The organism is Salinicola socius (assembly GCF_001937195.1).
Lineage (GTDB): Bacteria > Pseudomonadota > Gammaproteobacteria > Pseudomonadales > Halomonadaceae > Salinicola > Salinicola socius.
The window spans coordinates 223,213-248,232 of sequence record NZ_MSDO01000009.1 but is presented as its reverse complement, the minus strand read 5'-3'; the positions used below and the strand labels follow the sequence as shown (position 1 = coordinate 248,232).

The window sequence follows — 25,020 nt, the reverse complement described above, 5'->3', positions numbered from 1 at the left end:
CTGGGCCCGCCTGGCGCTATGCCCGCAACGACGCTCGCCTTGGGCGATATCCGCCTTTCAGCCACCGGATGCGGTGCCCAAACCAGGCCAGTGCGGTTTTGCCGACCAGCACCACACCGAAAACGATCAGCATCAGCAGCACTATCTTGCGGAGGGTCTCGGCATCCATTCGCTGGCGCACGATGCCGCCAAGCCGAGTGCCGACGTAAACCGGGACCAACCCCGCCAGCGACATCCAGATCGATTCGACCGTCATCAGGCCAAGCTTCGCCAGGCCCAGCGCCATGATCAGGCTCGATAAGGTGAAGGAGATATTGATCGCCTGGAAGTGAGCTCGCGCGGTCAGATAGATAGGAATAGAAAGTGTGTGCCGCGTCCCAGGAGCTGGCAATCCTGCCCTTGCCGAGCCCCCGCCAACGCTAGCCTGACGAGATCGATGTTTCGGAGAGCGTTTTAAGCGCAAGCAGATCCTGGCGAACCCAATCGGTATCCCGCTCGAATGCTGCCTCGTCCATGCCGGGTCGTCGGAAGAGGGTCAGCTGAACTTCCGCCCCGCCATCGTTGGCGATGATCCGCAACGGCACGTAGACCACCTCGCCCGACGCCAGCTCGACCCAATGATCCATGACGCCGTAAGGATTGTGGCCCGTAAAACGAATCAGGACGGATCCTTCTGGCCCCTTCGCCAGCCAACGCTCGCCCTGTTGGCTGAGCCGGGGTTGGCTGAGCCCGGAAGCCCATAGAGGAAAGGCCTCCGGCCGCCAGAAGGCTTCATAGACAGACTGCCACGGGCACTCGACAGTGAGGCTGATCGTGATGGCGTCGTGCATGCGTTCACCTCTCGTTTCTGATTTTCCCCTAGCCTACTTACCGTCACTCTTGATGCGCCGAGCCGACATCCGTCATGAAATCCTCCTGCCCAAAGTTGTCGGCCAGAAAATCGATCAGCGAGCGTACCGCCGGCAACAAGCCGCGTCGCGAGGGGAATACCGCCTGCACCACGCCGTCGCGTGGCGCCCAGTCCGGCAGCACATCGACGAGCCGGCCCTTGGCGATATCGGGCCCGGCCACCAGCATCGGCAGTTGCACGATCCCGAGCCCCGCCAGCGCCGCGCGTCGCAACGTCACCAGATCATCGGTAACCAGTCGTGGCCGGTGATCGATACGCGTACTCACCTCATCCGGCCCCTCCAGACACCAAGTATGACTCGCGCCCGGCCGTTCCCAATCGAGCGACGGCAAGCCGTTGAGATCCCCCGGCACGCTCGGTTGGGAGAAACGCTCGAACAGCGCCGGTGACGCCATCAGACGCTGCGGGCTGCGCGACAGCAGGCGCTGGCTGAGGTCGCTGTCCTCGATCGGCGGAAATCTCACCCGAATGGCCAGGTCGAACCCTTCACGCACCACATCGACCCGCCGACCGCTCGCCTCCAGTTCGATTCGAACCTGCGGATGCATCGCCATGAACTGGGTGAGCAGGTCCCCGACGATGAAGCACAGCAAGCCCGGCGGGCAGCTAACGCGCACCAGGCCCTGGGGCTCGGCGATCGAACGGTCGATCGTCTCCTGTGCCGCCTCGGCCTCCACCACCATGGCCGCACAGTGATCGTAATAGGCACGCCCCAGATCGGTAACGGCGAGACTACGCGTACTGCGATGAATCAAGCGTACGCCGATACGGGTTTCGAGTTCGGCCACGCGCCGGCTCAGCTTGGACTTCGGCACCCCGATCGCCCGGCTCGCCGGGGCGAAGCCACCGTGTTCGACCACCTGGACGAAGTAGTAGAGGTCGTTGAGATCCTGCATGTCCACGCTCCCTGAACACGATCGCTCCTGAATGAGATCGTTCTATATATAAGACGCAGCGTTGATCTATTGCCATCTTATCGCCCCTTCGTCCTGTCAATAAGCTCCATTCATCAATCAAAGCCGAGCGATCGGCGGGAGGGCAGAATGAAAAACATCACGGGTATCTACTCCGCGCCTCGCGCCCACTGGGTCGGCAACGGCTTCCCCGTGCGCTCCCTGTTCACCTACGACCGCATGGGCGCGCATCACGTCACGCCGTTTCTGATGCTCGACTACGCCGGGCCGAAGGACTTCACCCCGGCGACCAAGCCACGCGGCGTCGGCGCGCATCCGCATCGCGGCTTCGAGACCGTGACCATCGTCTATGAAGGCGAAGTCGAGCATCGGGATTCCACCGGCAGCGGCGGCATCATCGGCCCGGGAGACGTGCAGTGGATGACGGCCGGCAACGGCATCGTCCATGAGGAGTTTCACTCCCCGGCCTTCACCGAGCGCGGCGGGCGTTTCGAGGTCGTCCAGCTGTGGGTGAATCTGGCGGCCACGAACAAATCGGTTCCCCCTGGCTATCAGTCGCTCAAGGCCGCGGAGATACCGCGCGTAGAACTGGCCGAAGGCGCCGGTCAACTCGCGGTGATCGCCGGGGAATACGCCGGCGCGAGCGGCCCGGCACAGACCTTCAGCCCGATAAACGTGTGGGATCTGCGTCTGAACCAGGGCGGCTCTACCACGCTCGGCGTGCCGGAAGACCACACCACGATGATCGTCGTGCTCAGCGGCACCGTGCAGCTCAACGGCACCGAGATCGCCCGGGATGCCGAGCTTGCCCTGTTTGAGCGAGCGGGCCGCGAGATCCTGATCGAAGCCAATAACGCAGCCAAGCTGCTGGTGCTGACCGGCGAGCCCATCGATGAGCCTGTCGTCGGGTACGGGCCGTTCGTCATGAACTCTAGCGAAGAGATCGAAGATTCGATGCGCCGATTCCAGGCCGGGCAGTTTCAAGCAGAACAAGTCGACACGGTGTCGTGAAGGGTTCGAGCGATGCCGGGACGATCTGGACTTGCCAGTATCGCTTGATGCCCAGCGGAATACCGAGCCTGGTATTCCGCTCTTTCCCAAGATAGAAGGAGATGCGTGATGGCCTATTCCTACCAGAGACTCGACAAGAACGACGTCGCCGTGCTGATGATCGATCATCAGGCCGGCCTGCTAACGCTGGTTCGCGACTTCGGCCCCGACGAGTTCAAGAACAACGTGATGGCGCTTGCCGACATCGCCGAGTTCTTCAACCTGCCGACGATTCTCACCACCAGCTTCGAGGACGGCCCCAACGGCCCGCTGGTGCCGGAACTGAAAGAGAAATTCCCCGACGCGCCCTACATCGCCCGCCCCGGCCAGATCAACGCCTGGGATAACGAAGACTTCGTTCAGGCGATCAAGGACACCGGCAAGAAACAGTTGCTGATCGCCGGCGTGGTGACCGATGTCTGCGTCGCCTTCCCGGCACTGGCCGCGCGTGAAGCGGGCTACGACGTCTTCGTGGTCACCGATGCTTCGGGCACCTTCAATACGACCGTGCGCGACGCCGCATGGAGCCGCATGTCTCAGGCCGGTGTCCAGTTGATGAACTGGTTCTCGGTCGCTGGCGAACTGCATCGCGACTGGCGTAACGACATCGAAGGCTTTGGCGGTATTCTCACCCGACACCTGCCCCACTACTCGAACCTGATTCAGAGCCGCGACGCGACGCTGAAAAGCTAAACGATAAACGCATCAGCGCTGCCGCCACCGATCCGCTCGGTGCGGCAGCCCTCGTCTCGCTCAGGAGGCCGCACATGAGCAATACAGAGCATCATTCTCGCCTCTACGATTCCCGAGAGTGCCCCGTCGAAGGCGGCCAACGCCTGATCCAGCACCTCAATGCCCGCACGGCGGATGTCGGCGGCATTCCGGTCAATCGCCTCCTGCCTCAAAGAGGCCGCCGGCTCGTCGGCGCCTGGTGTTTTCTCGATCACGCTGGCCCGGCCACCTTCACCAGCGACGCAGGCGGCATGCGTGTCGGCCCTCACCCGCATATCGGTCTGCAGACTTTCACCTGGATGCTGGCCGGCGAAGTCATGCATCGTGACAGCCTCGGCAGCGCACAGCGCATCCGCCCCGGCGAACTCAACCTGATGACCGCAGGCCGTGGGATCGCCCACACCGAAGAATCGGTGCCCGAATCCGGCCAACTCCACGCCGCCCAACTGTGGATCGCCCTGCCCCACGCCGAACGCCATACTCAGCCACGCTTCGACCACTACCCCGATCTGCCGCGCTGGTCCGAACAGGACGTCGACATCACCCTGTTGATCGGCGAATTCGGCGGCCACCAGGCACCCACGCTCGCATTCTCACCGCTGGTCGGGCTGGATATCGTCAGCACCGGTACCGCACGCTGCCAGTTTCCGTTACGTTCAGACTTCGAATATGGCGTTCTCGTGCTGGAAGGCCGCCTGACCATCGAACGCGACCACTTCGAAGCAGACGAAATGGCCTATCTCGGCAGCGGGCTCGACGAAATCACGCTCACGTTGGAACGCGATACTCGCATTCTGCTGCTCGGCGGCGAACCGCTGAACGAAGACATCTTTATCTGGTGGAACTTCGTCGGTCACAGCAAAGCCGAGATCGCCGAGGCTCAGAAAGCCTGGGAAGCAGGCAGCGAACGCTTCGGCGACGTGCCGGGGTTTGATGGCAAGAGAATTATGCCGCCGCCGATTCCTTGGAAGGTGGGTGATTGAGGACCGAAGCAGGACTATAAAAATGTCCTAAGCATATGTTTAACAAAAGGTTAATAAACAACGTAACGAAAATGTATACCACTGGATATGCCATGGGGTGCATTCGAAGGATCATACCTGCCCCTATACGACAGTTTGCCTCAAGGCGGCTTACGGCCATAAATGGACGTCGAGTCAGTGCTGGTGTAACGCTCGCAGTACGCGCGTTCGGTAAAATAGAGCCTGAAACGCAATGTGGTGACCGTCGCTATGCTTGCATCGATTTTCTATCTCGGAAAACGTTTCACTAGTGTGACCATATGCAAATGCTTCTTCTTATAGCTTTCACGGTAATTTCCGCCTTTTGATTGTGTTTCATGAGGTCATCGTCGGTTAAGACGTTTGGACAACCCCGAGGCACTCCTCGAACTCATGAGCATGACCTGAATATTGAACAGTAAAAATTGAACACTCTTGATCAAATGACGAATACAGTTATCAAAGTTATATTTTCGACTAGATAACAACTCCTATATCTATTTGCGGCTGGATAGGGGATACCTATGACTGCATAATTATCAGCGAAACTATGTTGCGCCGACAATCTAGAATCTCTGCGTCATTATCATCTATCTATTTTCTAAGCAATCAAGCAAGCTTACACCCCCCCTATTTAGATACTGATTCGGTGAGAATAGTTACGGCCGTTAGCGCCCCGTCGACTAAAAGCGCACAGCGATTTCTGGTCGAATGGAACACCGCATTAGGCCACGTCATCATAAACTTACGATGGCTCATATGGGCGCATCTCAACGCTTGGGTCATATTTAGCGGACATAATATCGCTCACCACAAGTGGAATGAACTCTTCATACGCCCCAGGTGTGACCTCACCGAAAGCACCAGTCACAGATGCGATAACCCTGCCGTCCAAAATTGCTTGAAACGGTGCTCTTCTTAAAGCTGAACGTATAGCCTCTGCTACTTCCTCGGGAAGCATAGATACCAACTTCTGGCATTTTTCTTCGCTAAAATCGAAAGTAACAAAGTATTCCGTTTCACCGATAGCAGTTGTCGCATTGGCTACGTAAAGATTATCATCTGCTTTCATGAGCACTTGAAGGTTATGCAACGGAAAATGCTGAACTCCAGCTAGAAGACCCATCTTTTTCATAGCCAGTCCCAAGTCAGGCATGAACCCCTGAAGCTGTGGATTTTTCAAAAACTTGGGAAGCATTTTTTGCTCAAAGATGCCCCATTGCTTGTCAATATCAGGTACAGATATTCTCAACACCGGCTCCCAGCGGGCAACATCATAGAGAATCCACTCCCTACCATTGCACAAACCATAGTAATCAACTCTGACATCTGGATGAATAGCGTAGCTGTAAGTTTGCTCAACATGCTCAGATAAAAGTATAGGCTGCGCTGGCCCTTTAGCTTCAATTACGGCGACTGGCTCATCATCTACGTAAAGGGTATAATCGGGAACAATATGAATTTTGTGCTTCTTAGATCCTATCATTACATACGGATGGATCAAATTTTTACTGCGTTGAATCCTATTACCCCCATATGCCATAAAGCCAAGCTTCTTCAGAATGGGGGCAATAATCTCTTCTCGGACTGAATCTTCCTTGAATTCACCGGAGTCTAAAGCAGAAAAGTCAAAATCTTCGAACATGAAATTTACTCGTAAATTTTAGAACCTAACGTTGTATTAGCCGCGCATGCCAAAGCCACGCCCGATTCGCGCCTTAATTAGGTCATGATGGTGAAGTGTGTCCACTTGCCCAATGAGCCCCATAAAAATCAAACAACCATAGCGAATATCTGGAATCATCTTCATTTATCATGTATTTATAGGTCACTTGATCGTCACCAATCACAACCGTATTAAAAGAATCTAGGTTGACTTCTATTTCTTCAGGAATGCCCCTCAACCACTGTACGGACAGATTCGAACCCTTTGGTACATGTGATCCAGAATGGTGAAAATATAGTCCTCGCATCGTTCTCTCGATAACAGCGTCATGTGCTTTAGAATTCCAAAGTACACCTGTTCTTGTTTCCACCCACCCTTGATTAATCACGACCTGCACTTCTCTACTTTCTTCCATAATTGCGGAAAGCAAAACCTGATTTCTTTCTAATGTTCTGGCCGTCTTTTCTTGAAACAGCCTCCGAGCTATTTCACTGTTACTAGCCGCCTGCATGCTCAAAAAAACTTTGAACAGGTCATCGTCATCTGACGCTCCATTATTGCACTCTAGGCATGCAGGTACAGTGACCAAATTTTCTGGACGAGGTTTAGGAAAAATTGCCTTTGGTGGCACATGGTCTCTAGTAACTCCATCACGTTCTCCGCATATTGCGCATATCTGCGTACTCATCCTTTACCCCTTGATAGGTATCGGGCGGCAGGCTTGCCTTTCCACTTAAACTAGCTTGCGCGTTTAGTATTTTTATAAAAACTCAACGATCAAGTTTAGCTTAGGCCCTGATACATATTGCTACATAACAATGACGACTAACTTCCTTTCTTTGCTACATATATGCCTTGACGCGGAACACGGCGGGCCTCTCGAACCTCTTAGAGATACCTTCCATATCAATCTGCCACATTCTGTTTCGCTTCTCTATCCACCGCCTCCCGCCTTTCGTCGGATAGTCTGCAAAACGCATCATTCCGCATCGTTTTTCATGAAGCCAAATCGCCTCTTCGCCCCAGCGCTGGCGCGGCTTGGCGCCCTCTGCAACGCTGCAACAAAACCGACCCATTTAGCGCGCAGGCGGGGCGGGGAGTCGACAGCGCGCCGGCAGGTTGCGGCGAGATAAGCGCCGGATGGTGGCCACAGTGACGTGGCCACCGACTCGCTGCTGTCACCGCGAGAGCGACTCGATGATTTTGCAGTCGGCCACCGTGTCCGCCTGGCAGCATTGCTCGAGCCGGTCGAGCTCCCGTTCCAGTTGCCGTAGGTCCTTCAGCCTCGACCTGACCCGCTCCAGTTGCTCGTGGATGATCGAATCGACCTTTCGGCACGGTGCGTTTTCGTCATCGGCGAGCCCAAGCAAAGATTTGACGTCCTCCAGGCTCAGGCCCAAGTGACGCGCGCGCTTGATAAAGATCAGGCGATCCCGCTCACGATCCGTGTAGAGGCGATAGCCACCCTCCGTTCTGGTCACCGGCGAGAGTAGCCCCGCGCTTTCGTAATAACGGATGGTCACCGCCTTGGTGTCGGTGGCCTTGGCAAGCTGACCGATGGTTATCCGGGACTCCATGATGCTTGACCCTATAGCGGCTAGAACCTTCATGCTATCAGCCAATCATTCGAGGAGGCACTGGCATGGATTCCTGCTGCGAGAACAAGGCTGGCGAGCTGGCGCAATTACGGGGCGCGCAGGCCAAGATGCTGTATTGGGTACTCGGTATCAACGGCTCGATGTTCGTGATCGAGTTCGTGGCGGGTTGGCTGATCGGATCGACGGCGCTACTGGCGGACTCGCTCGATATGTTCGGCGACGCCACCGTCTACGTGCTGACGCTATACGCGCTGAACCGAAGTGATCGAACGCGAGCCGGCGCAGCGCTGATCAAGAGCCTGTTCATGTTCGTATTCGGTCTAGCGGTCATTGCCGAGGCGATCCACAAGAGCGTGGTCGGCAGCGTGCCCGAGGCCGGCGCGATGGGGATCATGGGTATGCTGGCGCTGGCCGCCAACACGGTCTGTTTCATCATGCTGCTGCGCTATCGCTCGGCGGATCTCAACATGCGTTCGACCTGGCTCTGTTCGCGCAATGATCTCATCGCGAATACCAGCGTAGTGCTAGCTGCAATAGCCGTTGGCGTGACCGGTACGGTCTGGCCCGATGTGGTGGTCGGTCTGGCCATCGCGGCGCTCTTCCTGCATTCGGCTTGGCAGGTCTCGACCGAAGCAATGGTGGCGTGGCGAAGCACGGATCGAGACAAGGCAAGTGAGCCTTCGATTCCCCCTGACAGGTCGGATGACGAGACCTGCTGCAAGTCCCGTTCGTCATGTTGTGAATGACGCGGAATCGATATCCCCACGCAAGAAGTCGAGGAGCGCACTGGCCAACGCCTCCGGCGCTTCCTCAGCCATATGGTGGCCGCAGTCGAGCCCATGCCCCACTACCGACGTCGTCCAGGGTCGCCATACCGCCAACACGTCCCCATAGAGCCGTTCCAGGTCATCACGTAGCGACCACAGCACCATGGCCGGGCAGTCGACCCGCCTACCTTGCTTGCGGTCTTCGCGGTCGTGTAGGTGATCCACGCTCAGGCCGGCGCGGTAATCCTCGATCATCCCGTGGACGGTAGCCGGATCGTGAATGGCTCTCTTGAAGTCAGCGAACGACGCCTCCCCCATCGCTTCGGGATCGCCGCCATACCAGGCATCCGGATCGGCCAGGATGGCCCGCTCCGGCTTCTCCGGCTGCGCGAAGAAGAACCAGTGCCACCACTCGGTAGCGAAACGCGCATCGCAACGTTCCAGCGCCTCGAGAACCGGCACACCGTCGAGCATAACGGCTTGTTCGATAGCCTCGGGGTAATCCATCGCCGTGCGAAAGGCCGTGTAGCTGCCTCGGTCGTGGCCAACTATGGAGAAACGGTCGAAGCCGAGGTGCCGCATCAGCTCGACACAGTCCCGCGCCTTGGCGCGTTTGGACGATCCGAAGTGATCGGGTGTGTCGGCAGGCTTGGAAGACTCACCGAAGCCTCTAAGGTCAGGGCAGACGACGGTGTGGTGAGCAGCGAGGAGCGGCGCGACTCGATGCCAGGTCATGTGGGTTCGGGGATGACCATGCAACAGCAAAACCGGCGGCCCTGATCCGCCATGCCGCACCCTCAACGTGGCCTCGGACAGCTCCACCGTCTCCAGCTGAAATCCCTCGAACATCGCTCCCCCTGCCGTGCTCGTCTTCGAATAGATTCAGAGTAGACGCGACGAACCCCATTCGCTCGCCAGGGGGCGAATGCTCAGCCGCATGATTATGCAATTCGGCATCACATCACAGTCGATAACGTTTCTCATCTCCCCAATGCGTTATTACACACGTGATTTTTTAGTGGGAACAGTGGGAACACCGGGAACAAGGCTCAACCATGCAGGTTACAGGATGGGTACACCGTTCCCGGTTTTGGGAACAGTGGGAACAGAATCACCCTCTCTCAGTGTCAGACGACACCCGTACCCATTGTTGTACCCACTTGTTCCCGTTTACACACTCCATACTGGGAACAAGGGAACCGCTCAACCATGCGGGTTGTAGCGCGGTGTTCCCACTGTTCCCGGTGTTCCCACTATTTTTGAGGTTCCTGTGAGAATTGACTCAGACGTTCCTGATTCCCTCCTCGAACGTGTCGGATGCCAGCGATCATAGGATTAGGCAAGTTCCCTTTCTCCTGGCGAGCGAATGGGTTTCGGGGTTGGGTCATTGCGCTGGAGCTATTGGGGACGTCGGGCGAGGCCGTCCGCGCACGAAAAAGCCCCGCACTCGGCGGGGCTTTGTTGGATGGTGACAATGGATCGAGGAGTCAGGCGCGGCGTTGTTCGCTCCCGGTGCCCTGGGCGGCGTCGATCTGGCGGCGGCGCCTAGCGAAATCGGCTTGCATAGCCGTACGTGGACCATCGTAGCCTTGCTCGCAGGCCAGTTCGGCCACCGGTTGCAGTGCCTCGAGGCTGTCGAGTGGTGTGGTGGCATCCACTCCCTGGGCTTGCCGCTGCTTCGCCAGCCCCTCGACCAGCCGGCGGGGGAAGCGTCGTTCGATCTCGGCATCCACGCGTCGGCGTTCCTCGGTGGGGAAGTTTCCGTACTGACCATCGCCGTAGGACGGATCGACCATCACATCGCGCTCGCTCTTGCGCTGCATCAGGCGCATGGCAGACAGCAGGCGCTGGCCTTCGGGTGTGGCGCTCATTGCAGCCAGAGCATGATCGAACTCGGTCTCGACCTCGATATCCCAGGCTTTCTGTCGAGCGTCCCGGTAGGCAGTGCGCGCTGTAATCACCTCGATCTGACGGGATTCATACTCGTCGGTCAGTTCGGTGGCCATCGCCTCCAGTTCCTCGGCGGTCTCGCGATTGTCACCGACGGCACGCTTGAGCTGCCGGATCTCCTTGGTGACGTCGCCGTGGTTCTCGCGCAGCAGTTCGCGCCAGCGCTTGTCGCTGGTCTCGGCTTCTTCCCGGGCAGCGGCCGCCCCCTTGCGGTAGCGCTCGAGGCGTTCGGTCAGGGTCTTGAGCGTGTCGCGCTTGGCCAGATAGGTCGTGCGCTGCTTGGCGTGGGCGATCATGTGGCGGGCGGTTGTCATGGCGGCAGTCTCTCCGGTCGGTTGGGTGCGGGCTTGGGTTTCCTGGCTGTTCTCGGTCGGCGTGGTCATGCGGGTTGGCTCCTGGGTCACGGTGTTGGCGGTATCGGCGTTGGCGTCGGCTTTCTTCCGGGCGGCGGTCATGCCGCCCGGCGGGTGTTGGTTTGGGTCTGCCTCGGTCGGCACGTTTTGGACGTGCGGGGCGCTGTCGGGTCGCATCAGGATCCGCCCTCCGGGTCGAGTCGCTCGGGATCGATGACGAAGAACCGCCCCATCCCTCCCCCTGGCAGGCGGTATTTCTTCTGCTTGCGGCCTTCGTCCATCTTGGCCAGCACGTCGTGCTGCCCCAGCGTGCGCAGGATCCGGGCACGGCTGTAGCCCTCGGCGGCCTCGGTAATCGCGGCGCGGTTGAACAGGTAGAAGCGCTTGTCGCCCTCGATCTCGAAGTAACCGGCGCGGTGGCGCACGTTGGGATCGGCGAACTGGGCGTGGATGCTCGAGAACCGGCTATCCCCGTGCAGGGCGATGAAGTCGGACAGCGCAGAGAGGATCTGGCGATCCTCGGCGTTACCGTCACCGATGGTGGCCAGCCATTCGGCGAACAGCAGCCGACAGGCGTCGGTCGATGTCCCGGCTGGCCAGGGCAGGATGCCGCAGTCGCTGGCCAGCTCACCGGCCAGCGCCATCACCGCGAAGCGATCCGCCACCCGTCCCGCCTGGGAGCTCGAGACGTTGAACGCCTTGCGGATCTCGCCGAAGCGCCACGTCAGGCCATCGGCGATCTCGTCCTCGAGCAGCTTCTCGACCAGCGCGGGACCGACATGGCCATAGTGGCGCCCGGCCGCCCCGGTCAGGGTACGGTGGAAGGCTTCGCCGTTGGTGCCGTGGACGTCATCGAAGGCGCGGTATTTCCGCGTACCGGCGTTGATATCGACCATGCGCAGTTCCGCGCCGGCGTGAGCGGTGTTGCCCGCCATGGCGGCATGATCGGCCAGCGAGCGCTCGCCACTGGAGAGCGCGAGCAAGCGCCAGTAGTTCTTGGGCCGCCCTTCCCGTTCCCGGGTCATGGTGCCCTTGCCGGTGCCGTTGGCGATGGCGTAGGCGTGGCCCTGGATCTGCTTGGGGCTGGCGCGGCTCATCTCGTCGTTGATCATCACCGTGTCGTTACGCGACGAAGCTTCGATCTCGACACCGCCCCCGGACATGTCCCAGGAGACCTTGAAGCGATCCGCCGGCCCCCACACGGTGGCGGCGATGTCCTGGGCGAGCGATTTACCGCTGGAGGAGTCACCCACCAGATGCACCCCGCCGCCGTTGACGCCCACCTTCTTGAGCAGCGGGCCAGCCAGGGCGCAGCACACCGACAGGATCAGCACCGGGTTGCCCAGGCACGGCTCGGCGATCTCGCTTTGCCAGCCCTCGAGCGTGCCCAGGGTGTCGAAGATCCGCGCTTCCCGGCCGGAACTGTGAAAACGCACGCGGTCGCTGCCGATGATCCGGTTGGGCAGCACGAACGCGCCGCTGCGCTCATGCCAGCCGGGGCGGGTGATCGTGTCCAGCACCACCTGGGGCGTGTGGTGGCTGGCGATATAGGCCGGCACGTGTTTGCGGTGGTGGTACTCGATGACGAGCCCCTGGCGCATCAGGGTTTTCAACACGTCCTCGCCCTTCCCGGCCAGCGCTTCCATGGGGATGACGCATTCGCGCTCCCGGCCCCGGTGCTGGAACTTCAACAGCCGGCCGATGCTGCCGTCATCGCTGTCGACGGTTTCGGCGGTGACGTGAAGCGGACCGCACACCCACAGATCGAATGGCTGTCCCGGTTCGTCCGGGCTGGTCTGCTTGATGCCGTGATACCAGACGCCGGCGCGGAATACGCGGCCGTCGACGGTAGTCGGGCCGGCGTAGACCTCGAAGCCAGGCCGGGCGATGCCGATGCGCTCCGGCGCGGCCGGCTCACCGACCACGGTCAGATGGGGCTGTGACTCACTCATGATCACCTCCCACCGGTTCGGCATCGAGTCGGGCACGATGCCAGCGATACAGGTCGTTGAAGTCGGTCAGATCGTCGGGGCAGCCTTCCGGCCACTTGGGATAGAGCACCATCGCGCCCACGGCCAGCGCGGCATCGTTGGCCGCCTGCCGTCCCGGGTTGCCGGCCGTCTGGCGGTCGTCGTCACCGGCAATGACGATATCCAGCGAGCCATTGAGCGCAGCGCGCATGGTCTCGGCAACGGCGCGCAGGTTGCCGGCATTCATGGCGCACGCCACCGGGTCGCCGGTAAGGCGATGCAGGGTCGCCCCGGTCGCCCAGCCTTCGCAGATGAACAGCCGGCCACCGGCGACGGGCTCACCGATCAGCGAGTAAGCCCCCTGGACTTGCCCGCCCTTGAGGAAGCGCTTTTTGCCGTTGGGCAGGATCCATTGCAGGTTGACCAGCTCGCCCTGAGCGCAGAGCGGCACCAGCAGCCAGCCGCGCCGGCACTGGCGCAGGCCAAAGGCCGGAACGCCCCGACTCATGAGATAGGGATGGGTGGCGCTGGCCGCCCTGGCGGCGTCCCACACCGTGCGAGCCCGGGCCGCCGCTTCCTGGCGAGCGAGGGCCTTTTCGGCGGCGAGACTTTCCAGCCGTTGGCGGTGTGCCTCGTCGGTGGCATCCGGTGCGTGTGAGCCGGGCGAATGTTCAGCTGCGGGAGTTACGGGAGCTGCCCCCCAGCGGAACACGCCCAGCCCCAGGCGTCGATCGATCGCCATGGCGGCGTCGACCTGCCGGCAGCCGAACAGGTAGCTGTAAAGCGACACCAGATCGCCACCGTGGGCGTTGCGGTCGGCAAAGTCGTTCCACTTGCCGGTGACGAGCGAGACGCCGAACGAGCCGCTGGCGCGGTCGCCGCGGGCGACGTTGCGGGCCACCCACTCGCTGCCCTGGCGGCTGCCTTGTGGCAGCCACTCACGGGTCAGGGTTTCGGCGTAAGCCAGTGAGGCGCGGGACACGCGCTGGATCTTGGCGACGACTTCAGACATGGCCAGCGCCTCCCTTGATAGTCTGCCGATGCGCTGCCGCACGTGCATCCAGGTCGCGCTGACGCGCCGCTGCCAATAAGTCGCAAGCGTCGCCGACGAGGAACCGCGACACCATGGCCAGATTGGAGAGATCCACCGAGGTCAGATCGTTGTCCCGGCCGTTCATGGTCGAGAGCGTGAACATCAGATCCTTGATCGCGTCGAGGCGCATCTCCGCGTTGTCCAGCAACGTCTCGCGGTCGGTGCGCGGATCGATCAGCAGGCACTCGGTCTCGGTCAGGCAGTTGGCTTGCTCGAGGCGCTTATCCATGACGCATCTCCTCGGCCATCAGGTCGTCGAGATCGGCCAGGAACTGCTGTCGTTCTTCCGGCGTGATCGCGCCCAGCTCGGCGGCCATGCGGGTCATACCCAGCAGATGGGCGAGTTGATCGGGACGACGATTGACGCGAAAAGCGATCAGCTTGGCGCCGATGACGGCGGTAGCGATCTGATTCGGAGGGATAGCGGATCGTGCGGACGCACGGGGGGCGTGTTCTGCCATGGGTGAGGCTCCTATTTGATTCAAGGAGTCACCACCAATCGTTCTCACACGATGGGTGGCGACTGTACGCGGGGTGAGAAACCGGTCAAATAGGAAACCGGCCGGGCCGGAGCCCGCCCACGCACAGCCGCCATAACGACGCTTTGCGGGCACAAAAAAAGCGCCTGCAAAGGTAGGGGCGCTGCTGCGCCTATTTGAACTCGGGTTCTCACGCCCGGTTACGGATTTTGCCGTAACGCGAGCATCGTAGCCGGACCCTTTAGGAAGGCGCAAGCCCTCCCCGGCCAAAGGATGGCGAATGGCGAGCGTCAGCCCCCGGCAAATCGGCGTGTGTCGGGGCGTGACACCGCGCCGGATTTTGCTAGGATCGTCATTGCTATGAGTGTCTTTGAGAGCCCCGGCAGCCCCACGCTGACCGGGGTTTTCGCGTTTCGTAGGCACAAAGCCTCCCTATTCCCCTCGGCGTGAACGTCGAGCGGCTGTGTGAATCGAGTCGGATTAGGTCGGAGAGTGCGGGCGGTCTAGCAGTCGGTCTCGAGCGTCGGGCCGCGATACTGATCGCGCATCAGGACGGTATTGGGATCGCGGGGCAGCGAGGAATGCTTGCCGCCGCTACCGTTGCGCTCCATCAGTACCGCCACGCGGGTGCCGCTGGCGCTATGGCGGACCACTTCGCGGCCGGCCCGGTTGGTGGCGACGTTCAGCGCCTCGTCCAGTGCCGGGATATCTTCTTCGGTGAAGTTGAGCGACTGCGCGCCCACGGTCAGTGTGAAACGTTTCATGCGCGGGCCTCCTGGGCGTTGTTGGCGAAGTGGTGAATCTGGCGGCCGGCCAGGGTGCGGTTGCGCTCGGCGAGTCGGGCGGCGATCCAGCTATCCACCTCCTCCTCAAGCCAGGCGACGCTCTTCTCACCAATCGGCACCGGTGCCGGAAAGGTGCCGTTGCTGACGCCGGCATAGATCGCGGATCGGCTCTTGCCGGTCTTGAGCTCCACGTCGCGGCGGCGCAACAGGCGGTTGCCGAGTTCGATGCGCTCGACCTGGCGGTATGGGGCGGCTGTCGATGAGACGTTGGCCATGATGGTTCCTCGGTGGCTTCCATTGCGTGTCCTGGCGTTGTCGCTCAGGACAGGGATAGCTTGCCGGGGGCGAATGAGGACTTCGAGCGATCTGCGTTGTAAAACTCACCTTCACAAGCTCGCCCGAACTAACCGTCTCAACCCGGAATCGCCCACAAAAAAGCCGCAGCCCTCGATGAGGGCTGCGGCTGTACTGTAAGACGGTGTCGCTGTGCGATCAGTGCTAGCTCGTTTGATTCTGAGAGACGCTGAGCGTTAAATTTTTCTAATGACCAGGCTAGTCCTACCGTTCGGGCTCAGAGCCTAGGTAGATATAAAGTCACTGGGAGCTTAGGCGCTAAGATGAAACAAACATTCAGTTGAATGTATTCATTCCCTGCTACAATGCATTATATATTACTATCACGAAATCAACCTTCTTACTCCTACCCACGCTGCTAATTAAAAAATCACTCATAGCCTAAAAAGTAGCGCTCAAACTCCTGGTCGGGCAACATCGGTTTCAAAACAATCTGTATACGGTCTCCAATTTCTAACAGATCGAGTGGCTTACTAAAACTCAAACCGACCCCTTTAAACCTGCAGACCTCCTTTGGCAAAGATATTTTCCTGCCAAAGATTTCTATTGACTTACCAGCTATCTCGGAAACTATTTCTTGAGGTCCCTGCTGGTTCCCAAAAACTTTTTTCACCTCATCTGGACTATCGACTGTGAGAGACAACTCAGGAAAATCAGTCAGATCCGAAAACTTTACAGCCTTGGATCCAGATATAATGTCCGCGACCTCCTTAACTTTAAGCGCACTGAGGCCGGCGCATACATAATTTGAATCATGGGCGATATCGACACCCAACAAGGATGATATGGTTTTAGCGGAAGAAATATAATTAAAATGATCCAAGGCAGCCCTCCAATACTCATCACCTGAAATAACCACAGGATTACTCTTGTAAACTACATCCCCTTTTATTTCGAGAGAAAATAAAACATTCCAGCCATCAACGATTTTTTCCACCAGCTCCTTTAGCTTATTAAAGTAGGGGAGCTTAAGAAGTTCGACATGGTCCCACTTGGTTATATCCAAACTCAATGTGTAATTCAATGCCCCCTGCAACTGTCGGCTTATATTGCTATGCTCAACACTCAACAAACCGCCAAAACATTCTCCTCTAAACATGGCTTCTTCTGAGCCTATATAAACGTGACCATCCAAGTCATCAATCTGGAAAAAATCGTCGACGTCGTTTCCCGCCAGCCACATCTTCAATTTTGCCGAATGACCTTGAGGCACTATATTTAACTCACCTTGCTCACTAAATATATGCTCAAACAAATTAGACCCTTCGACTTCTACTAGCTCACTAGGAATTGATACCGGCCTACCTTGCCTATAAAAACCTCTTAGATCATCTCTTAGATCTGGCCTATCCTTGAAGTTGAACTTGAAATTTATACCAAACCCCTTTTCAACTGCATCAAGCCTATATTTTGTGGCATCCTCATAATATTCTGAAGTGACTGAAAACCTGGGATCCAAGCTGGACAGAAACTTTTCCTGAGCAGTATGGACATTTTTAATAGCATTACCAATTTTATTAAGAGGCATGCCAGAAAACGCGGCGGCGAGCAGGTCAGTGCTATCACTGGTTTTGGGCAAACGTTTTCCAATTTCATTTCTTGCCGACGATTCAGCTGTTTCTTTCCATCGCACAATCTTGCATTGAGTGTAAAAAACCGGATCATCATCAATTTTCTTAGCGCAGTGAGCGCATAACCATATTCCATTTTTGATGTTTTTTCTCTCACTTTGACTCATACTAGCGTCAAATCTCGGACCACCTGGCGAGGCGGCATTTATATGGGCTGCGACGCCAATATTAGTGATTTTATCAGGATTTTCATTCGGTCCACTTGTTGGCACTCTGCAGTCAGGGTTTGAACAGCGAAAAGATACTCTTTTCGCTAATCGATCAATTGTAGCTTTTGAAAAATTGTCCCTTGCCATAACTCACTCACTTATATTAGCCCTTGATCAAAGACAAGATCAGCCCATGCCTGCATCATTTTAGGCCTTTGCTCCGCAGCCATATGCTCTGCGTGCGTATATACACCCTGGATCCCTGGCAACTTGTGGGAAAGCTGCATCTCGATCCACTCGCCGGGGAATCCAGCCTCCTTGAGCCCGGTTGCAACGGTGTGTCGTGTTCCGTGGGGCACGTGCCGGCCTTCGAAGCCCATTCGCTTGAGCGCCATGCTGAAGGTCATGTTTGACATGATCTTGGTGGCGTCATTGCGACTGGGGAACAGGTGCGGGTAATGGCCGGAGATCCGTTGCATCTGGCGCAGGGTGGCCATCGCCTGGCGTGGTAGCGGAACACGGTGCTGACGCCCCATCTTCATCCGGTCGGCGGGAATCGTCCAAACGGCCTTGTTGAAGTCGAATTCTTCCCACTTGGCCAGCCTTAGCTCGCCAGGGCGCACCGCCGTCAGCAGCAGCAGCTTGAGCCCATGCTTGACCAGTTCGTTACCCGTGTAGGCGTCGATGGCCTGAATAAGTTCAGGCAGCTCGTCGGCGTCGAGATGAGCCATGTGCTTCGACTTACCCCGTACCAGCGCCACAGCGAGGTCGTTGAGCGGGTTATTGGCTGCCCTGCCGGTCACCACGGCGAGCCGGTACACGTCACGGCAAAAGAAATGCACCTTTCGCTTCTGTTCGTGCTTGCCCTCTCGCTCCAGCCGGCGCAGTAGCTCCAGCCATTCCATTGGCGTGATCTCGTCCATCCCTTTGTCACCGACGAAGGGAAACACGTGGCGCTCGAGGGCGGCCCAGCTCCCCTGGGTGCGACGAGATGACTCCTTCCACTGCTGAGCCTTTCCAGCATGCCATTCCTGGGCGATCACGCGGAAAGTGTGGGCGTGGGGGTTTCGCTCTTGCTCCTTCTCGGCCTTACGGTGCTCGGCTGGGTCGATGCCATCGACGAGCTGCCGGCGGATGTCCAGCGCAAGCTCTCGCGCCCTGGCGAGCGTAATGGTTGGGTAGACCCCGAGACTGATCATGTTGCGGCGTCTAGAACCGTCAGGACGGACGTAACGAAAGCGCCAGCCTCGCTTGCCGTTGGGCGTGATCCTGAGTTCTAGTCCCGATCCATCGGAAAGGGTTATCACCTTGTCCGCGGGTTTGGTTGATTCGATCTTTCGGGCAGTTAGCGGCATGCGGGTATAGCGACCCTATTCGAACAGACAATAGGCCAGAAACTATACCGGTTGTATGCCAGATTGGGTAGGAATTCTGAGGAATAGCGAGGAAGAAAATTCTCTAAAAACCTAGCCGTTTCAGCGCTTTATTGGAACATCTTGGAACGCTTAGGAAGTCGATCTGGCGCCCGAAGCAGGACTCGAACCTGCAACCCACGGCTTCGAAGGCCGGTACTCTATCCAATTGAGCTATTCGGGCGCACGGCGCAGAAGATAACATTGCTCGGGCCTCGGATGCGAGGCCCGAAATGACGATCAGTGCGCCATCATCTCCTCGGCGACTTCCTCACCGCTCAGCTCCGAAGGGTAGTAGGTCGGCCAGTTGACGACTTCCTCGAGCAGCGCCTCGCGGTCATCGCCCATGTAGAGGTGGTAGTGATCCGCATCGGTGGGCGCGATGGCGTGGTCGCTGAACTGGAAGTACTGCGGGGCGTCTTCGTCGCCACCTTCCCGCTCGAAGATATAGCGCACGCCACGGTTGCCGGCCTTGTAGGTCAGTATCTCGTAGCCGTCGTAGGCGTACTCGCCGGTATGCGCTTCGTCCCCTTCATAGAAGGTGACCTCGTCGCCGTCGATCACGATGCGATCGACGTCGGTCCTATAACCCTCTTCGTAATAGCTCTTGTACTCGTCTGCGCTCTTGTCGCCGTGCTCGGCCTTGTGGGCGAATACCTCGTCGAGGGTGCCGTCCTGAAGATAGGGATAGACGGACTGCCACTCCCCTGCCCAGTCGGAGAGCTGTCGATCCTCGACCTGGTCGTCGTCGAAGTAGCCTGCGTGGATATCCTGGTCGTGATCGTGGCCGTGTGCATGGCTGTGTCCGTGATCGCCGTGCTCATGGTCGTGATCATGATCATGGTCCGCCGCGAGCGCCGTCTGCCAGCTCCCCATCGCCAACAAACCGATCGCCACCACGCCCGCGCTCTGCGCTGATAATAATTTCATCGATTGATTCTCTGTTTCTGACTCACGTATGGGCTTACCTGCCAACGACACAATACGTTATATCATAACAACTTATCAATCCTCGCATTCCTGCATGCCACGGGAAAAGGCGACGGAAAAGGCCACGAGAAAAATAACGACAGCCGTCTGCCGCCCCGCCACGTCAGCACCGCGGGCAGGAGGATCAGAGGCCAGAACTCGGCCGTCTCGGTCCTAGTCCCGGAAAGAACGGTCAGCCCGATTCAGGCGTAGGTGGAACCGGTGGCTCGCCGGTCGAGCAGACGCTGCATGGCGGCGTTGGGCTTTTCGAGCTTGTGATAGAAGCGGCTCGCGGCGTAGCTCTCGTTGAAGGCGTCGAAGTAGTCGTCCAGCACACTGGCGGCGGTGACATCCCCCGTCTTGCGCAGTAGTTCGGCGGCGACTTCGGCAGTGCAGAGGTGCGAGGCGGAAGCCGGCTTGCGCAGCCGGTAGCGCGTCAATCGATCCGTATGCAGCGGCAGCACCGGCAGGCCATCCAGATACGGGCTCTTGCGGAAGATCCGCCGCGCCTGACGCCAGGTGCCATCGATCAGGATGAACACCGGGATGAAGCCATCCTGCTTGGCGCCGATCACCGCACGCTCGTCGACCACGCGATGCTGATAGTCCGGCTGGTCATCGGGAAAAACCACGAACGGCACGTAGCGCCGGTCCGCCAGCAGTTCGAGCAGGCGCGCCTCCGGTGCGGTGCGATACCAGGTGAAGGTCTGGGTCAGCGGCAGCACATCGGCGATCAGGCGCCCGGTGTTGGTAGGCTTGTTGTGCTCGTAGGGATGCGTCAGCAGCCATACCTGGGCGTCGCTCGTCGCCGTTACCCGATACGGACAGAGGCAGTTGAGCACCGGCAGACGACAGCCGTCGCAGCGTTCGACGAAGCTGCCCCGCGCCTTGAACTCACGGCGCGGCGGGTTCGCGTCTTCTCCAGCCGCGTCGCGCCGAGCGTCGGCACTCGGCTGTTGGGTCTCGCTCGACGACCGGGGTTCGATCGTCAGTTCGGCATCATCACGCATGGATCGGCTATCTCGGGCACAAAAAGCGGGGCGCGCATTCTAGCACTACGCCCCGCCTTGCTGACGCCGGAATTGAGACAACATCTGACGTTATCTCAGCGGCCGATGCTCTCGCTGGCTTGCGGCGTCGCGCCTTTGGCGGGAACGCCGCGCTGCTTCCAGTAACCCGCCAGCAGCGAACCGGAGACATTGTGCCAGACCGAGAACAGCGCGCCCGGCAGCGCGGCACCGGCGGTGAAGAACTGATTGGCGAGGGTGACCGCCAGGCCGGAGTTCTGCAGGCCGACCTCGAACGCGATAGTGCGCGCGGTGCGAATATCGAAGCCCAGTGCGCGGCTCAGCCAGTAGCCGGCGGCGAGGCCGATGCTGTTATGGGCGATGACCGCAATCGCCACGATCGGGCCCAGCGTTGCCAGATTGCCGGCGTTGAGCGCGACGACGATGGCGATGATCAACACGATGGCGGCCATGGCCAGCGTCGCCAGGGCCGACTCGATCTTGCGGATCCGCGCGCCCAGCAGGTGATGCACGATCACGCCAAGCGCAATCGGGGCAATGACCAGCTTGGCGATGCTCAGGAGCATGCCGACGACCGGCACGTCGATGCTCTGGCCGACCAGCAGCCAGGTGATGAACGGCGTGGCGACGACGGAGATGACGGTGGAAACCATGGTCATCGATACCGAGAGCGCCACGTGACCGCCGGACAGCCAGGTCATCACGTTGGAAGACGTGCCGCCGGCGGTGGCGCCGACCAGGATCATGCCGGTGGTCAGCTCCGGGCTCAGCCCCAGCAAGCGCGACACCAGCAGCGCGGCGGCCGGCATGATCAGGAACTGCAGCACGACACCGACAGCGATCGGCTTGGGCGCCTTGACCACCCGGGCAAAATCCTCGCGGCTAAGCGTCAGCCCCATGGCGAACATGATCACCACGAGCAGGGTCGTGATATCCGCCTTCAGCCCGACGAACAACTGCGGCTCGAAGGCTGCGATGACGGCCAGCAAAACGGCCCAGACCGGGAACAGCCGGTTGATGCGTTCAAACATGATGATGTGTCCTAGCGAGAGTCTGGCTTGCCGATCTGGCGAACCGGGGCCGCTCGAGCGGCTCTGTTGGGGTCGAACCGGACACCAAAGCGGATCCGAGAGCGACCGGGCGCGCTATTTTGCCGCACCACGGGCCTCGACTAAATAGGCAAAAGGCAGGAAGCGGCGCAGGACACGGTGGCCGGTCAAGAATGTCACCGCGTCAGTCGGAAAAACCACCCTGCGTTCGCCAGCGGGCGACGAGTGTGGGCACGCCGCGGCTGGCCGGCTCGGCGATGGGACTGACGCCGGCAGGCGCCAGCTCGCGCGCGTGAGGGTCGACCAGCCAGCACGGCGCATCGAACGGTGCCTGTTCCAACAGCAGCGCGGCGGGCATCACCGCCAGCGACGTGCCGACGACCAGCAGCGCATCGGCATCGGCGACGATGTCGCAGGCTTCTGCATAACGCGGCACGGCCTCGCCGAACCAGACCACGTCCGGGCGCAGCTGGCTGCCCTTGTCACACAGATCGCCGAGCGCGATGGTGCCGTTCGTCGAGGTCTCATCCACCGGGTAGCGCAGATTGGCGTCGACGGACGATCGCGCCAGCCGAATCTCGCCGTGCAGGTGCAGCACATGGCGGGAACCGGCGCGCTCGTGCAGATCGTCGATATTCTGGGTGACCACGCTGACCCGAAATCCTGCCGCCTCGAGTTCGGCCAGTGCCCGATGCGCGGCGTTCGGCTGCGCCCGGCGGGTCTGCTCGCGGCGTTCGTCGTAGAAGCGCAGCACGGTTTGCGGATCTCGCGCCCAGGCTTGCGGCGTGGCGACATCCTCGACGTGGTGGTTCTCCCACAGGCCATCGCCATCGCGAAAGGTCTTGAGACCGCTTTCGGCACTGATGCCGGCACCGGTCAGCACGACCAGATGCGGGAAATCGATATCACTCATGGACGCAGGCTCATTCCGGTGGTTCGTTTGCAATCCCGAGGCTAGCCTTACTCAGCCCTGATGCCCAGCCCTGATGCCCGGCCCTGATGCCCGGCCCTTGAGATCGCCCGCGTCAGCCCCGACAATAGCGCTCTACCCGACTTCCCTGGCCAATCCATGATCGCGACGCTTGCCACAACCGCGCCTGTTGCGCCGCTGGCGGTGATCTATCGCGACGCGCGCCTGATCGCCGTCGTGAAACCGCCGGGGATGCTGGTCCATCGTACGGCGCTGGCCCGCGGGGAAACCCGCTTCGTGCTACAGACGCTACGCGATCAGATCGGCCAGCACGTCTATCCGGCTCATCGGCTGGATCGCCCAACCGGTGGCGTCCTGCTGTTCGCGCTGGACAGCGAAGCGGCCGCCGCACTGACCCTGGCATTTGCCGAGCATCGGGTGACCAAACGCTATCTGGCCGTGGTCCGTGGCTGGGGTCCGGAGGCGATCAGCGTCGATGCGCCCTTGCGCGAGGAAGACGGCATTCGGCCCAAGGCGGAAATGCCGGCGCATCCGGCGCTGACCCACTTCCGGCGGCTGGCGACGGTGGAGATTCCGGTGGCGATCGATCGCTATCCGCACTCGCGCTATTCGCTGATGGAAGCGCGGCCGGAAACCGGTCGGCGCCATCAGATTCGACGCCATCTGGCGCACTGCGGGCATCCGATCATCAATGATGCCAAGCACGGCAAGGGCATTCACAATCGCTACTTCCGCGATCACCTGGAGTGCCCGCATCTGCTGCTGTCGGCGGTCACGCTGCAGTTCCGCCACCCGTTCGAGGGCCGTCAGCTGACGCTGGAAGCGGCTCCCGATGACTCTTTTTCCGACCTGCTCACGCGGTTCGGCTGGCAGGCGCATCTGACGCAGAACGGTGCCCGGTGGGAAGATGGCGCCAGCGCTGCTGAGGCTGCCGAACCGATCGACATCCCTTTATGATCGAGAGCCCATGACCGAATTGACTGCGACTCGAGACAACGACGACTACGATTTCCGCTTCGGCGGCATCCGCCGGCTCTACGGCACCCGTGCGGCCAACGCGTTTCGCCGCGCGCATGTGGTCGTGATCGGCGTGGGCGGCGTCGGCAGCTGGAGTGCCGAAGCGCTGGCACGCTCCGGCATCGGCAAGCTGACCCTGATCGATCTGGACGATGTCTGCGTTTCCAACGTCAATCGTCAGCTTCACGCGCTGGACGGCCAGATCGGCAAGCCCAAGGTCGAGGTGCTGGCCGAGCGCTGCCGCGCGATCTGGCCAGGTATCGAGATACACGCCGACGCGGCTTTCATCACGCCGACCAATCTCGCCGAGCGGATTCCGGCCGATGCCGATCACGTGGTCGACGCCATCGACCACGTCGGTGCCAAGGCGGCCCTGATCCACTACTGCAACCGGCGCAAGCTGCCGATCACCGTGACCGGCGGCGCGGGCGGCCAGAGCGACCCGACCCGCGTGCACGTGGCCGATCTCACCCGCACCGAGCACGACCCGCTGCTGGCCAAGGTGCGCTCGAAACTGCGCCGCGATCACGGCTTCTCGCGCAATCCCAAGCGACGCTTCGGTGTCGAGTGCGTCTATTCGGACGAGCAGCTGGTCTACCCCGGCGACGATGGCGAGGTCTGCCTGCAGAAGCCGACGCCGGGCCAGGCGACTCGGCTCGACTGCGCCGCCGGCTTCGGTGCGGTCAGCGTGGTCACCGGCACCTTCGGTTTCGTCGCCGCCGGCCGCGTGCTGACCCGGTTGGCCGACAAGGCCAGGCGAGCGGCCGAAAGTGCAACAGCATCAGTGACGGCAGAGCCGAACACGGAAACTGGTACGTCAGAGCCGAGCACAACGGCACGGACAATCTCGACGGAAGAAACAGCCGCCGCGACCGAAACGCCAGTCGAGACTCAGGAGAGTTCGTCATGAGTGAACACCACAAGCCGGTGCCGGGCATCTATCGCCATTACAAGGGCCAGCTCTACGAGGTGCTGGACGTGGCCCAGCACAGCGAGACCGAGGAGTGGCTGGTCGTCTACCGCGCGCTCTACGGCGACTATGGCTTGTGGGTGCGCCCGCTCGCCATGTTCTGCGAGCAGGTCAGCGTCAGTGACGAACCGGTGTCGCGGTTCGCGCTGGAGAAGGCGTTCCGCTAAGTGCCGTCGGCGGACTACGGTTTCCTGCAAGAAAGATTTTACGGCTGATCGATTCTCCGGATTCCCGTACAATTC

General features: G+C 59.8%; 27 protein-coding genes and 1 tRNA gene. 7 read left to right on the top strand and 21 right to left on the bottom strand.

Annotated features, from left to right (window positions below; translation table 11 throughout):
* Window positions 1-16: 16 nt before the first annotated feature.
* The 3 genes from BTW07_RS08270 to BTW07_RS08260 all read right to left on the bottom strand — a co-directional run bounded on the left by BTW07_RS08270 (window position 17) and on the right by BTW07_RS08260 (window position 1,806).
* Window positions 17-286, bottom strand: coding sequence for a hypothetical protein (locus tag BTW07_RS08270; protein ID WP_244158333.1), 270 nt, complete (start codon window positions 284-286; stop codon window positions 17-19).
* Window positions 287-419: 133 nt separating this feature from the next.
* Window positions 420-830 carry a polyketide cyclase gene (locus BTW07_RS08265; RefSeq protein ID WP_075569675.1) on the bottom strand — a complete coding sequence of 137 codons (411 nt, stop codon included), beginning with the start codon at window positions 828-830 and terminating at the stop codon, window positions 420-422.
* 43 nt (window positions 831-873) lie between these two features.
* Window positions 874-1,806 (bottom strand): LysR substrate-binding domain-containing protein, encoded by a 933-nt coding sequence (locus BTW07_RS08260; protein ID WP_075569674.1) that lies wholly within the window; start codon window positions 1,804-1,806, stop codon window positions 874-876.
* A gap of 147 nt (window positions 1,807-1,953) precedes the next feature.
* On the opposite strand from BTW07_RS08260, the gene BTW07_RS08255 reads away from it, so the two are divergent.
* The 3 genes from BTW07_RS08255 (at window position 1,954) to BTW07_RS08245 (ending at window position 4,589) form a co-directional block, all read left to right on the top strand.
* On the top strand, window positions 1,954-2,835 hold the full coding sequence (locus tag BTW07_RS08255; protein ID WP_075569673.1) for a pirin family protein: 882 nt from the start codon (window positions 1,954-1,956) through the stop codon (window positions 2,833-2,835).
* Between the two features lie 108 nt (window positions 2,836-2,943).
* Entirely contained in the window at window positions 2,944-3,567 is a 624-nt protein-coding gene (gene ycaC / locus BTW07_RS08250) for an isochorismate family cysteine hydrolase YcaC (RefSeq protein WP_075569672.1), read from the top strand.
* A gap of 74 nt (window positions 3,568-3,641) precedes the next feature.
* Window positions 3,642-4,589, top strand: a complete 948-nt coding sequence (locus tag BTW07_RS08245; protein WP_075569671.1) for a pirin family protein — start codon at window positions 3,642-3,644, stop codon at window positions 4,587-4,589.
* A 763-nt stretch (window positions 4,590-5,352) separates the two neighbouring features.
* On the opposite strand, the gene BTW07_RS08240 is transcribed toward BTW07_RS08245, so the two are convergent.
* The 3 genes from BTW07_RS08240 to BTW07_RS08235 form a co-directional block, all read right to left on the bottom strand.
* A complete protein-coding gene (locus BTW07_RS08240) occupies window positions 5,353-6,252 on the bottom strand; it encodes a type I restriction enzyme HsdR N-terminal domain-containing protein (protein ID WP_075569670.1) in 900 nt (299 codons plus the stop codon).
* An 82-nt stretch (window positions 6,253-6,334) separates the two neighbouring features.
* The gene (locus tag BTW07_RS19625) at window positions 6,335-6,961 is read right to left on the bottom strand and encodes an HNH endonuclease (protein ID WP_144076868.1); all 627 of its coding nucleotides are present in this window, start codon (window positions 6,959-6,961) and stop codon (window positions 6,335-6,337) included.
* 490 nt (window positions 6,962-7,451) lie between these two features.
* On the bottom strand, window positions 7,452-7,850 hold the full coding sequence (locus BTW07_RS08235; protein WP_075569755.1) for a MerR family transcriptional regulator: 399 nt from the start codon (window positions 7,848-7,850) through the stop codon (window positions 7,452-7,454).
* Between the two features lie 65 nt (window positions 7,851-7,915).
* On the opposite strand from BTW07_RS08235, the gene BTW07_RS08230 reads away from it, so the two are divergent.
* Window positions 7,916-8,617, top strand: coding sequence for a cation efflux transmembrane domain-containing protein (locus BTW07_RS08230; RefSeq protein ID WP_075569669.1), 702 nt, complete (start codon window positions 7,916-7,918; stop codon window positions 8,615-8,617).
* Here BTW07_RS08230 and BTW07_RS08225 read toward each other — a convergent pair.
* The 15 genes from BTW07_RS08225 to BTW07_RS08155 form a co-directional block, all read right to left on the bottom strand.
* Window positions 8,603-9,487 (bottom strand): alpha/beta fold hydrolase, encoded by an 885-nt coding sequence (locus tag BTW07_RS08225; RefSeq protein WP_075569668.1) that lies wholly within the window; start codon window positions 9,485-9,487, stop codon window positions 8,603-8,605. The genes BTW07_RS08230 and BTW07_RS08225 overlap by 15 nt on opposite strands.
* A gap of 638 nt (window positions 9,488-10,125) precedes the next feature.
* Complete coding sequence (locus BTW07_RS08220) at window positions 10,126-11,043, bottom strand: hypothetical protein (protein ID WP_075569667.1); 918 nt, start codon at window positions 11,041-11,043, stop codon at window positions 10,126-10,128.
* A 74-nt stretch (window positions 11,044-11,117) separates the two neighbouring features.
* Complete coding sequence (locus tag BTW07_RS08215; protein ID WP_075569666.1) at window positions 11,118-12,893, bottom strand: DUF927 domain-containing protein; 1,776 nt, start codon at window positions 12,891-12,893, stop codon at window positions 11,118-11,120.
* The gene (locus BTW07_RS08210) at window positions 12,886-13,923 is read right to left on the bottom strand and encodes a toprim domain-containing protein (RefSeq protein ID WP_075569665.1); all 1,038 of its coding nucleotides are present in this window, start codon (window positions 13,921-13,923) and stop codon (window positions 12,886-12,888) included. The genes BTW07_RS08215 and BTW07_RS08210 overlap by 8 nt, the downstream gene beginning before the upstream one ends.
* Window positions 13,916-14,233, bottom strand: a complete 318-nt coding sequence (locus tag BTW07_RS08205; RefSeq protein ID WP_075569664.1) for a hypothetical protein — start codon at window positions 14,231-14,233, stop codon at window positions 13,916-13,918. Before BTW07_RS08205 ends, BTW07_RS08210 begins: the two co-directional genes overlap by 8 nt.
* On the bottom strand, window positions 14,226-14,465 hold the full coding sequence (locus BTW07_RS08200; RefSeq protein WP_075569663.1) for a hypothetical protein: 240 nt from the start codon (window positions 14,463-14,465) through the stop codon (window positions 14,226-14,228). The genes BTW07_RS08205 and BTW07_RS08200 overlap by 8 nt, the downstream gene beginning before the upstream one ends.
* Before the next feature lie 521 nt (window positions 14,466-14,986).
* A complete protein-coding gene (locus BTW07_RS08195; protein WP_075569662.1) occupies window positions 14,987-15,247 on the bottom strand; it encodes a hypothetical protein in 261 nt (86 codons plus the stop codon).
* Window positions 15,244-15,543, bottom strand: coding sequence for a helix-turn-helix transcriptional regulator (locus BTW07_RS08190; protein ID WP_075569661.1), 300 nt, complete (start codon window positions 15,541-15,543; stop codon window positions 15,244-15,246). The genes BTW07_RS08195 and BTW07_RS08190 overlap by 4 nt, the downstream gene beginning before the upstream one ends.
* Before the next feature lie 449 nt (window positions 15,544-15,992).
* Window positions 15,993-17,549 carry a hypothetical protein gene (locus BTW07_RS08185; RefSeq protein WP_144076864.1) on the bottom strand — a complete coding sequence of 519 codons (1,557 nt, stop codon included), beginning with the start codon at window positions 17,547-17,549 and terminating at the stop codon, window positions 15,993-15,995.
* Between the two features lie 11 nt (window positions 17,550-17,560).
* Window positions 17,561-18,757 (bottom strand): tyrosine-type recombinase/integrase, encoded by a 1,197-nt coding sequence (locus BTW07_RS08180; protein WP_075569659.1) that lies wholly within the window; start codon window positions 18,755-18,757, stop codon window positions 17,561-17,563.
* Between the two features lie 164 nt (window positions 18,758-18,921).
* Window positions 18,922-18,998 (bottom strand) — tRNA-Arg (locus BTW07_RS08175).
* A 56-nt stretch (window positions 18,999-19,054) separates the two neighbouring features.
* Entirely contained in the window at window positions 19,055-19,744 is a 690-nt protein-coding gene (locus tag BTW07_RS08170) for a ZinT family metal-binding protein (RefSeq protein ID WP_075569658.1), read from the bottom strand.
* Between the two features lie 242 nt (window positions 19,745-19,986).
* Entirely contained in the window at window positions 19,987-20,793 is an 807-nt protein-coding gene (locus tag BTW07_RS08165) for a tRNA-uridine aminocarboxypropyltransferase (protein ID WP_075569657.1), read from the bottom strand.
* A gap of 95 nt (window positions 20,794-20,888) precedes the next feature.
* The gene (locus BTW07_RS08160; protein ID WP_279626530.1) at window positions 20,889-21,848 is read right to left on the bottom strand and encodes a bile acid:sodium symporter family protein; all 960 of its coding nucleotides are present in this window, start codon (window positions 21,846-21,848) and stop codon (window positions 20,889-20,891) included.
* Between the two features lie 196 nt (window positions 21,849-22,044).
* A complete protein-coding gene (locus BTW07_RS08155) occupies window positions 22,045-22,773 on the bottom strand; it encodes an SIR2 family NAD-dependent protein deacylase (RefSeq protein ID WP_075569655.1) in 729 nt (242 codons plus the stop codon).
* Window positions 22,774-22,929: 156 nt separating this feature from the next.
* On the opposite strand from BTW07_RS08155, the gene BTW07_RS08150 reads away from it, so the two are divergent.
* From BTW07_RS08150 to BTW07_RS08140, 3 genes are read left to right on the top strand one after another with little or no spacing between them, the layout of a single operon-like run.
* Entirely contained in the window at window positions 22,930-23,748 is an 819-nt protein-coding gene (locus BTW07_RS08150; RefSeq protein WP_075569654.1) for a pseudouridine synthase, read from the top strand.
* Between the two features lie 10 nt (window positions 23,749-23,758).
* The gene (gene tcdA, locus BTW07_RS08145) at window positions 23,759-24,718 is read left to right on the top strand and encodes a tRNA cyclic N6-threonylcarbamoyladenosine(37) synthase TcdA (RefSeq protein WP_083941665.1); all 960 of its coding nucleotides are present in this window, start codon (window positions 23,759-23,761) and stop codon (window positions 24,716-24,718) included.
* Entirely contained in the window at window positions 24,715-24,945 is a 231-nt protein-coding gene (locus tag BTW07_RS08140; protein ID WP_075569653.1) for a DUF1653 domain-containing protein, read from the top strand. Before tcdA ends, BTW07_RS08140 begins: the two co-directional genes overlap by 4 nt.
* Window positions 24,946-25,020: the final 75 nt, after the last annotated feature.

Excerpts from the sequence above, each read along its gene's own strand:
- BTW07_RS08170 (WP_075569658.1), bottom strand. The coding sequence starts at position 19,744 with ATGAAATTATTATCAGCGCAGAGCGCGGGCGTGGTGGCGATCGGTTTG.
- BTW07_RS08190 (WP_075569661.1), bottom strand. The coding sequence starts at position 15,543 with ATGGCCAACGTCTCATCGACAGCCGCCCCATACCGCCAGGTCGAGCGC.
- BTW07_RS08180 (WP_075569659.1), bottom strand. The coding sequence starts at position 18,757 with ATGCCGCTAACTGCCCGAAAGATCGAATCAACCAAACCCGCGGACAAG.
- BTW07_RS08195 (WP_075569662.1), bottom strand. The coding sequence starts at position 15,247 with ATGAAACGTTTCACACTGACCGTGGGCGCGCAGTCGCTCAACTTCACC.
- BTW07_RS08155 (WP_075569655.1), bottom strand. The coding sequence starts at position 22,773 with ATGAGTGATATCGATTTCCCGCATCTGGTCGTGCTGACCGGTGCCGGC.
- BTW07_RS08255 (WP_075569673.1), top strand. The coding sequence starts at position 1,954 with ATGAAAAACATCACGGGTATCTACTCCGCGCCTCGCGCCCACTGGGTC.
- BTW07_RS08240 (WP_075569670.1), bottom strand. The coding sequence starts at position 6,252 with ATGTTCGAAGATTTTGACTTTTCTGCTTTAGACTCCGGTGAATTCAAG.
- BTW07_RS08185 (WP_144076864.1), bottom strand. The coding sequence starts at position 17,549 with ATGGCAAGGGACAATTTTTCAAAAGCTACAATTGATCGATTAGCGAAA.
- BTW07_RS08140 (WP_075569653.1), top strand. The coding sequence starts at position 24,715 with ATGAGTGAACACCACAAGCCGGTGCCGGGCATCTATCGCCATTACAAG.
- BTW07_RS08210 (WP_075569665.1), bottom strand. The coding sequence starts at position 13,923 with ATGTCTGAAGTCGTCGCCAAGATCCAGCGCGTGTCCCGCGCCTCACTG.
- BTW07_RS08270 (WP_244158333.1), bottom strand. The coding sequence starts at position 286 with ATGGCGCTGGGCCTGGCGAAGCTTGGCCTGATGACGGTCGAATCGATC.
- BTW07_RS08220 (WP_075569667.1), bottom strand. The coding sequence starts at position 11,043 with ATGACCGCCGCCCGGAAGAAAGCCGACGCCAACGCCGATACCGCCAAC.
- BTW07_RS08215 (WP_075569666.1), bottom strand. The coding sequence starts at position 12,893 with ATGAGTGAGTCACAGCCCCATCTGACCGTGGTCGGTGAGCCGGCCGCG.
- BTW07_RS08230 (WP_075569669.1), top strand. The coding sequence starts at position 7,916 with ATGGATTCCTGCTGCGAGAACAAGGCTGGCGAGCTGGCGCAATTACGG.
- BTW07_RS08150 (WP_075569654.1), top strand. The coding sequence starts at position 22,930 with ATGATCGCGACGCTTGCCACAACCGCGCCTGTTGCGCCGCTGGCGGTG.
- BTW07_RS08265 (WP_075569675.1), bottom strand. The coding sequence starts at position 830 with ATGCACGACGCCATCACGATCAGCCTCACTGTCGAGTGCCCGTGGCAG.
- BTW07_RS19625 (WP_144076868.1), bottom strand. The coding sequence starts at position 6,961 with ATGAGTACGCAGATATGCGCAATATGCGGAGAACGTGATGGAGTTACT.
- BTW07_RS08165 (WP_075569657.1), bottom strand. The coding sequence starts at position 20,793 with ATGCGTGATGATGCCGAACTGACGATCGAACCCCGGTCGTCGAGCGAG.
- tcdA (WP_083941665.1), top strand. The coding sequence starts at position 23,759 with ATGACCGAATTGACTGCGACTCGAGACAACGACGACTACGATTTCCGC.
- ycaC (WP_075569672.1), top strand. The coding sequence starts at position 2,944 with ATGGCCTATTCCTACCAGAGACTCGACAAGAACGACGTCGCCGTGCTG.
- BTW07_RS08245 (WP_075569671.1), top strand. The coding sequence starts at position 3,642 with ATGAGCAATACAGAGCATCATTCTCGCCTCTACGATTCCCGAGAGTGC.
- BTW07_RS08205 (WP_075569664.1), bottom strand. The coding sequence starts at position 14,233 with ATGGATAAGCGCCTCGAGCAAGCCAACTGCCTGACCGAGACCGAGTGC.
- BTW07_RS08200 (WP_075569663.1), bottom strand. The coding sequence starts at position 14,465 with ATGGCAGAACACGCCCCCCGTGCGTCCGCACGATCCGCTATCCCTCCG.
- BTW07_RS08225 (WP_075569668.1), bottom strand. The coding sequence starts at position 9,487 with ATGTTCGAGGGATTTCAGCTGGAGACGGTGGAGCTGTCCGAGGCCACG.
- BTW07_RS08260 (WP_075569674.1), bottom strand. The coding sequence starts at position 1,806 with ATGCAGGATCTCAACGACCTCTACTACTTCGTCCAGGTGGTCGAACAC.
- BTW07_RS08235 (WP_075569755.1), bottom strand. The coding sequence starts at position 7,850 with ATGGAGTCCCGGATAACCATCGGTCAGCTTGCCAAGGCCACCGACACC.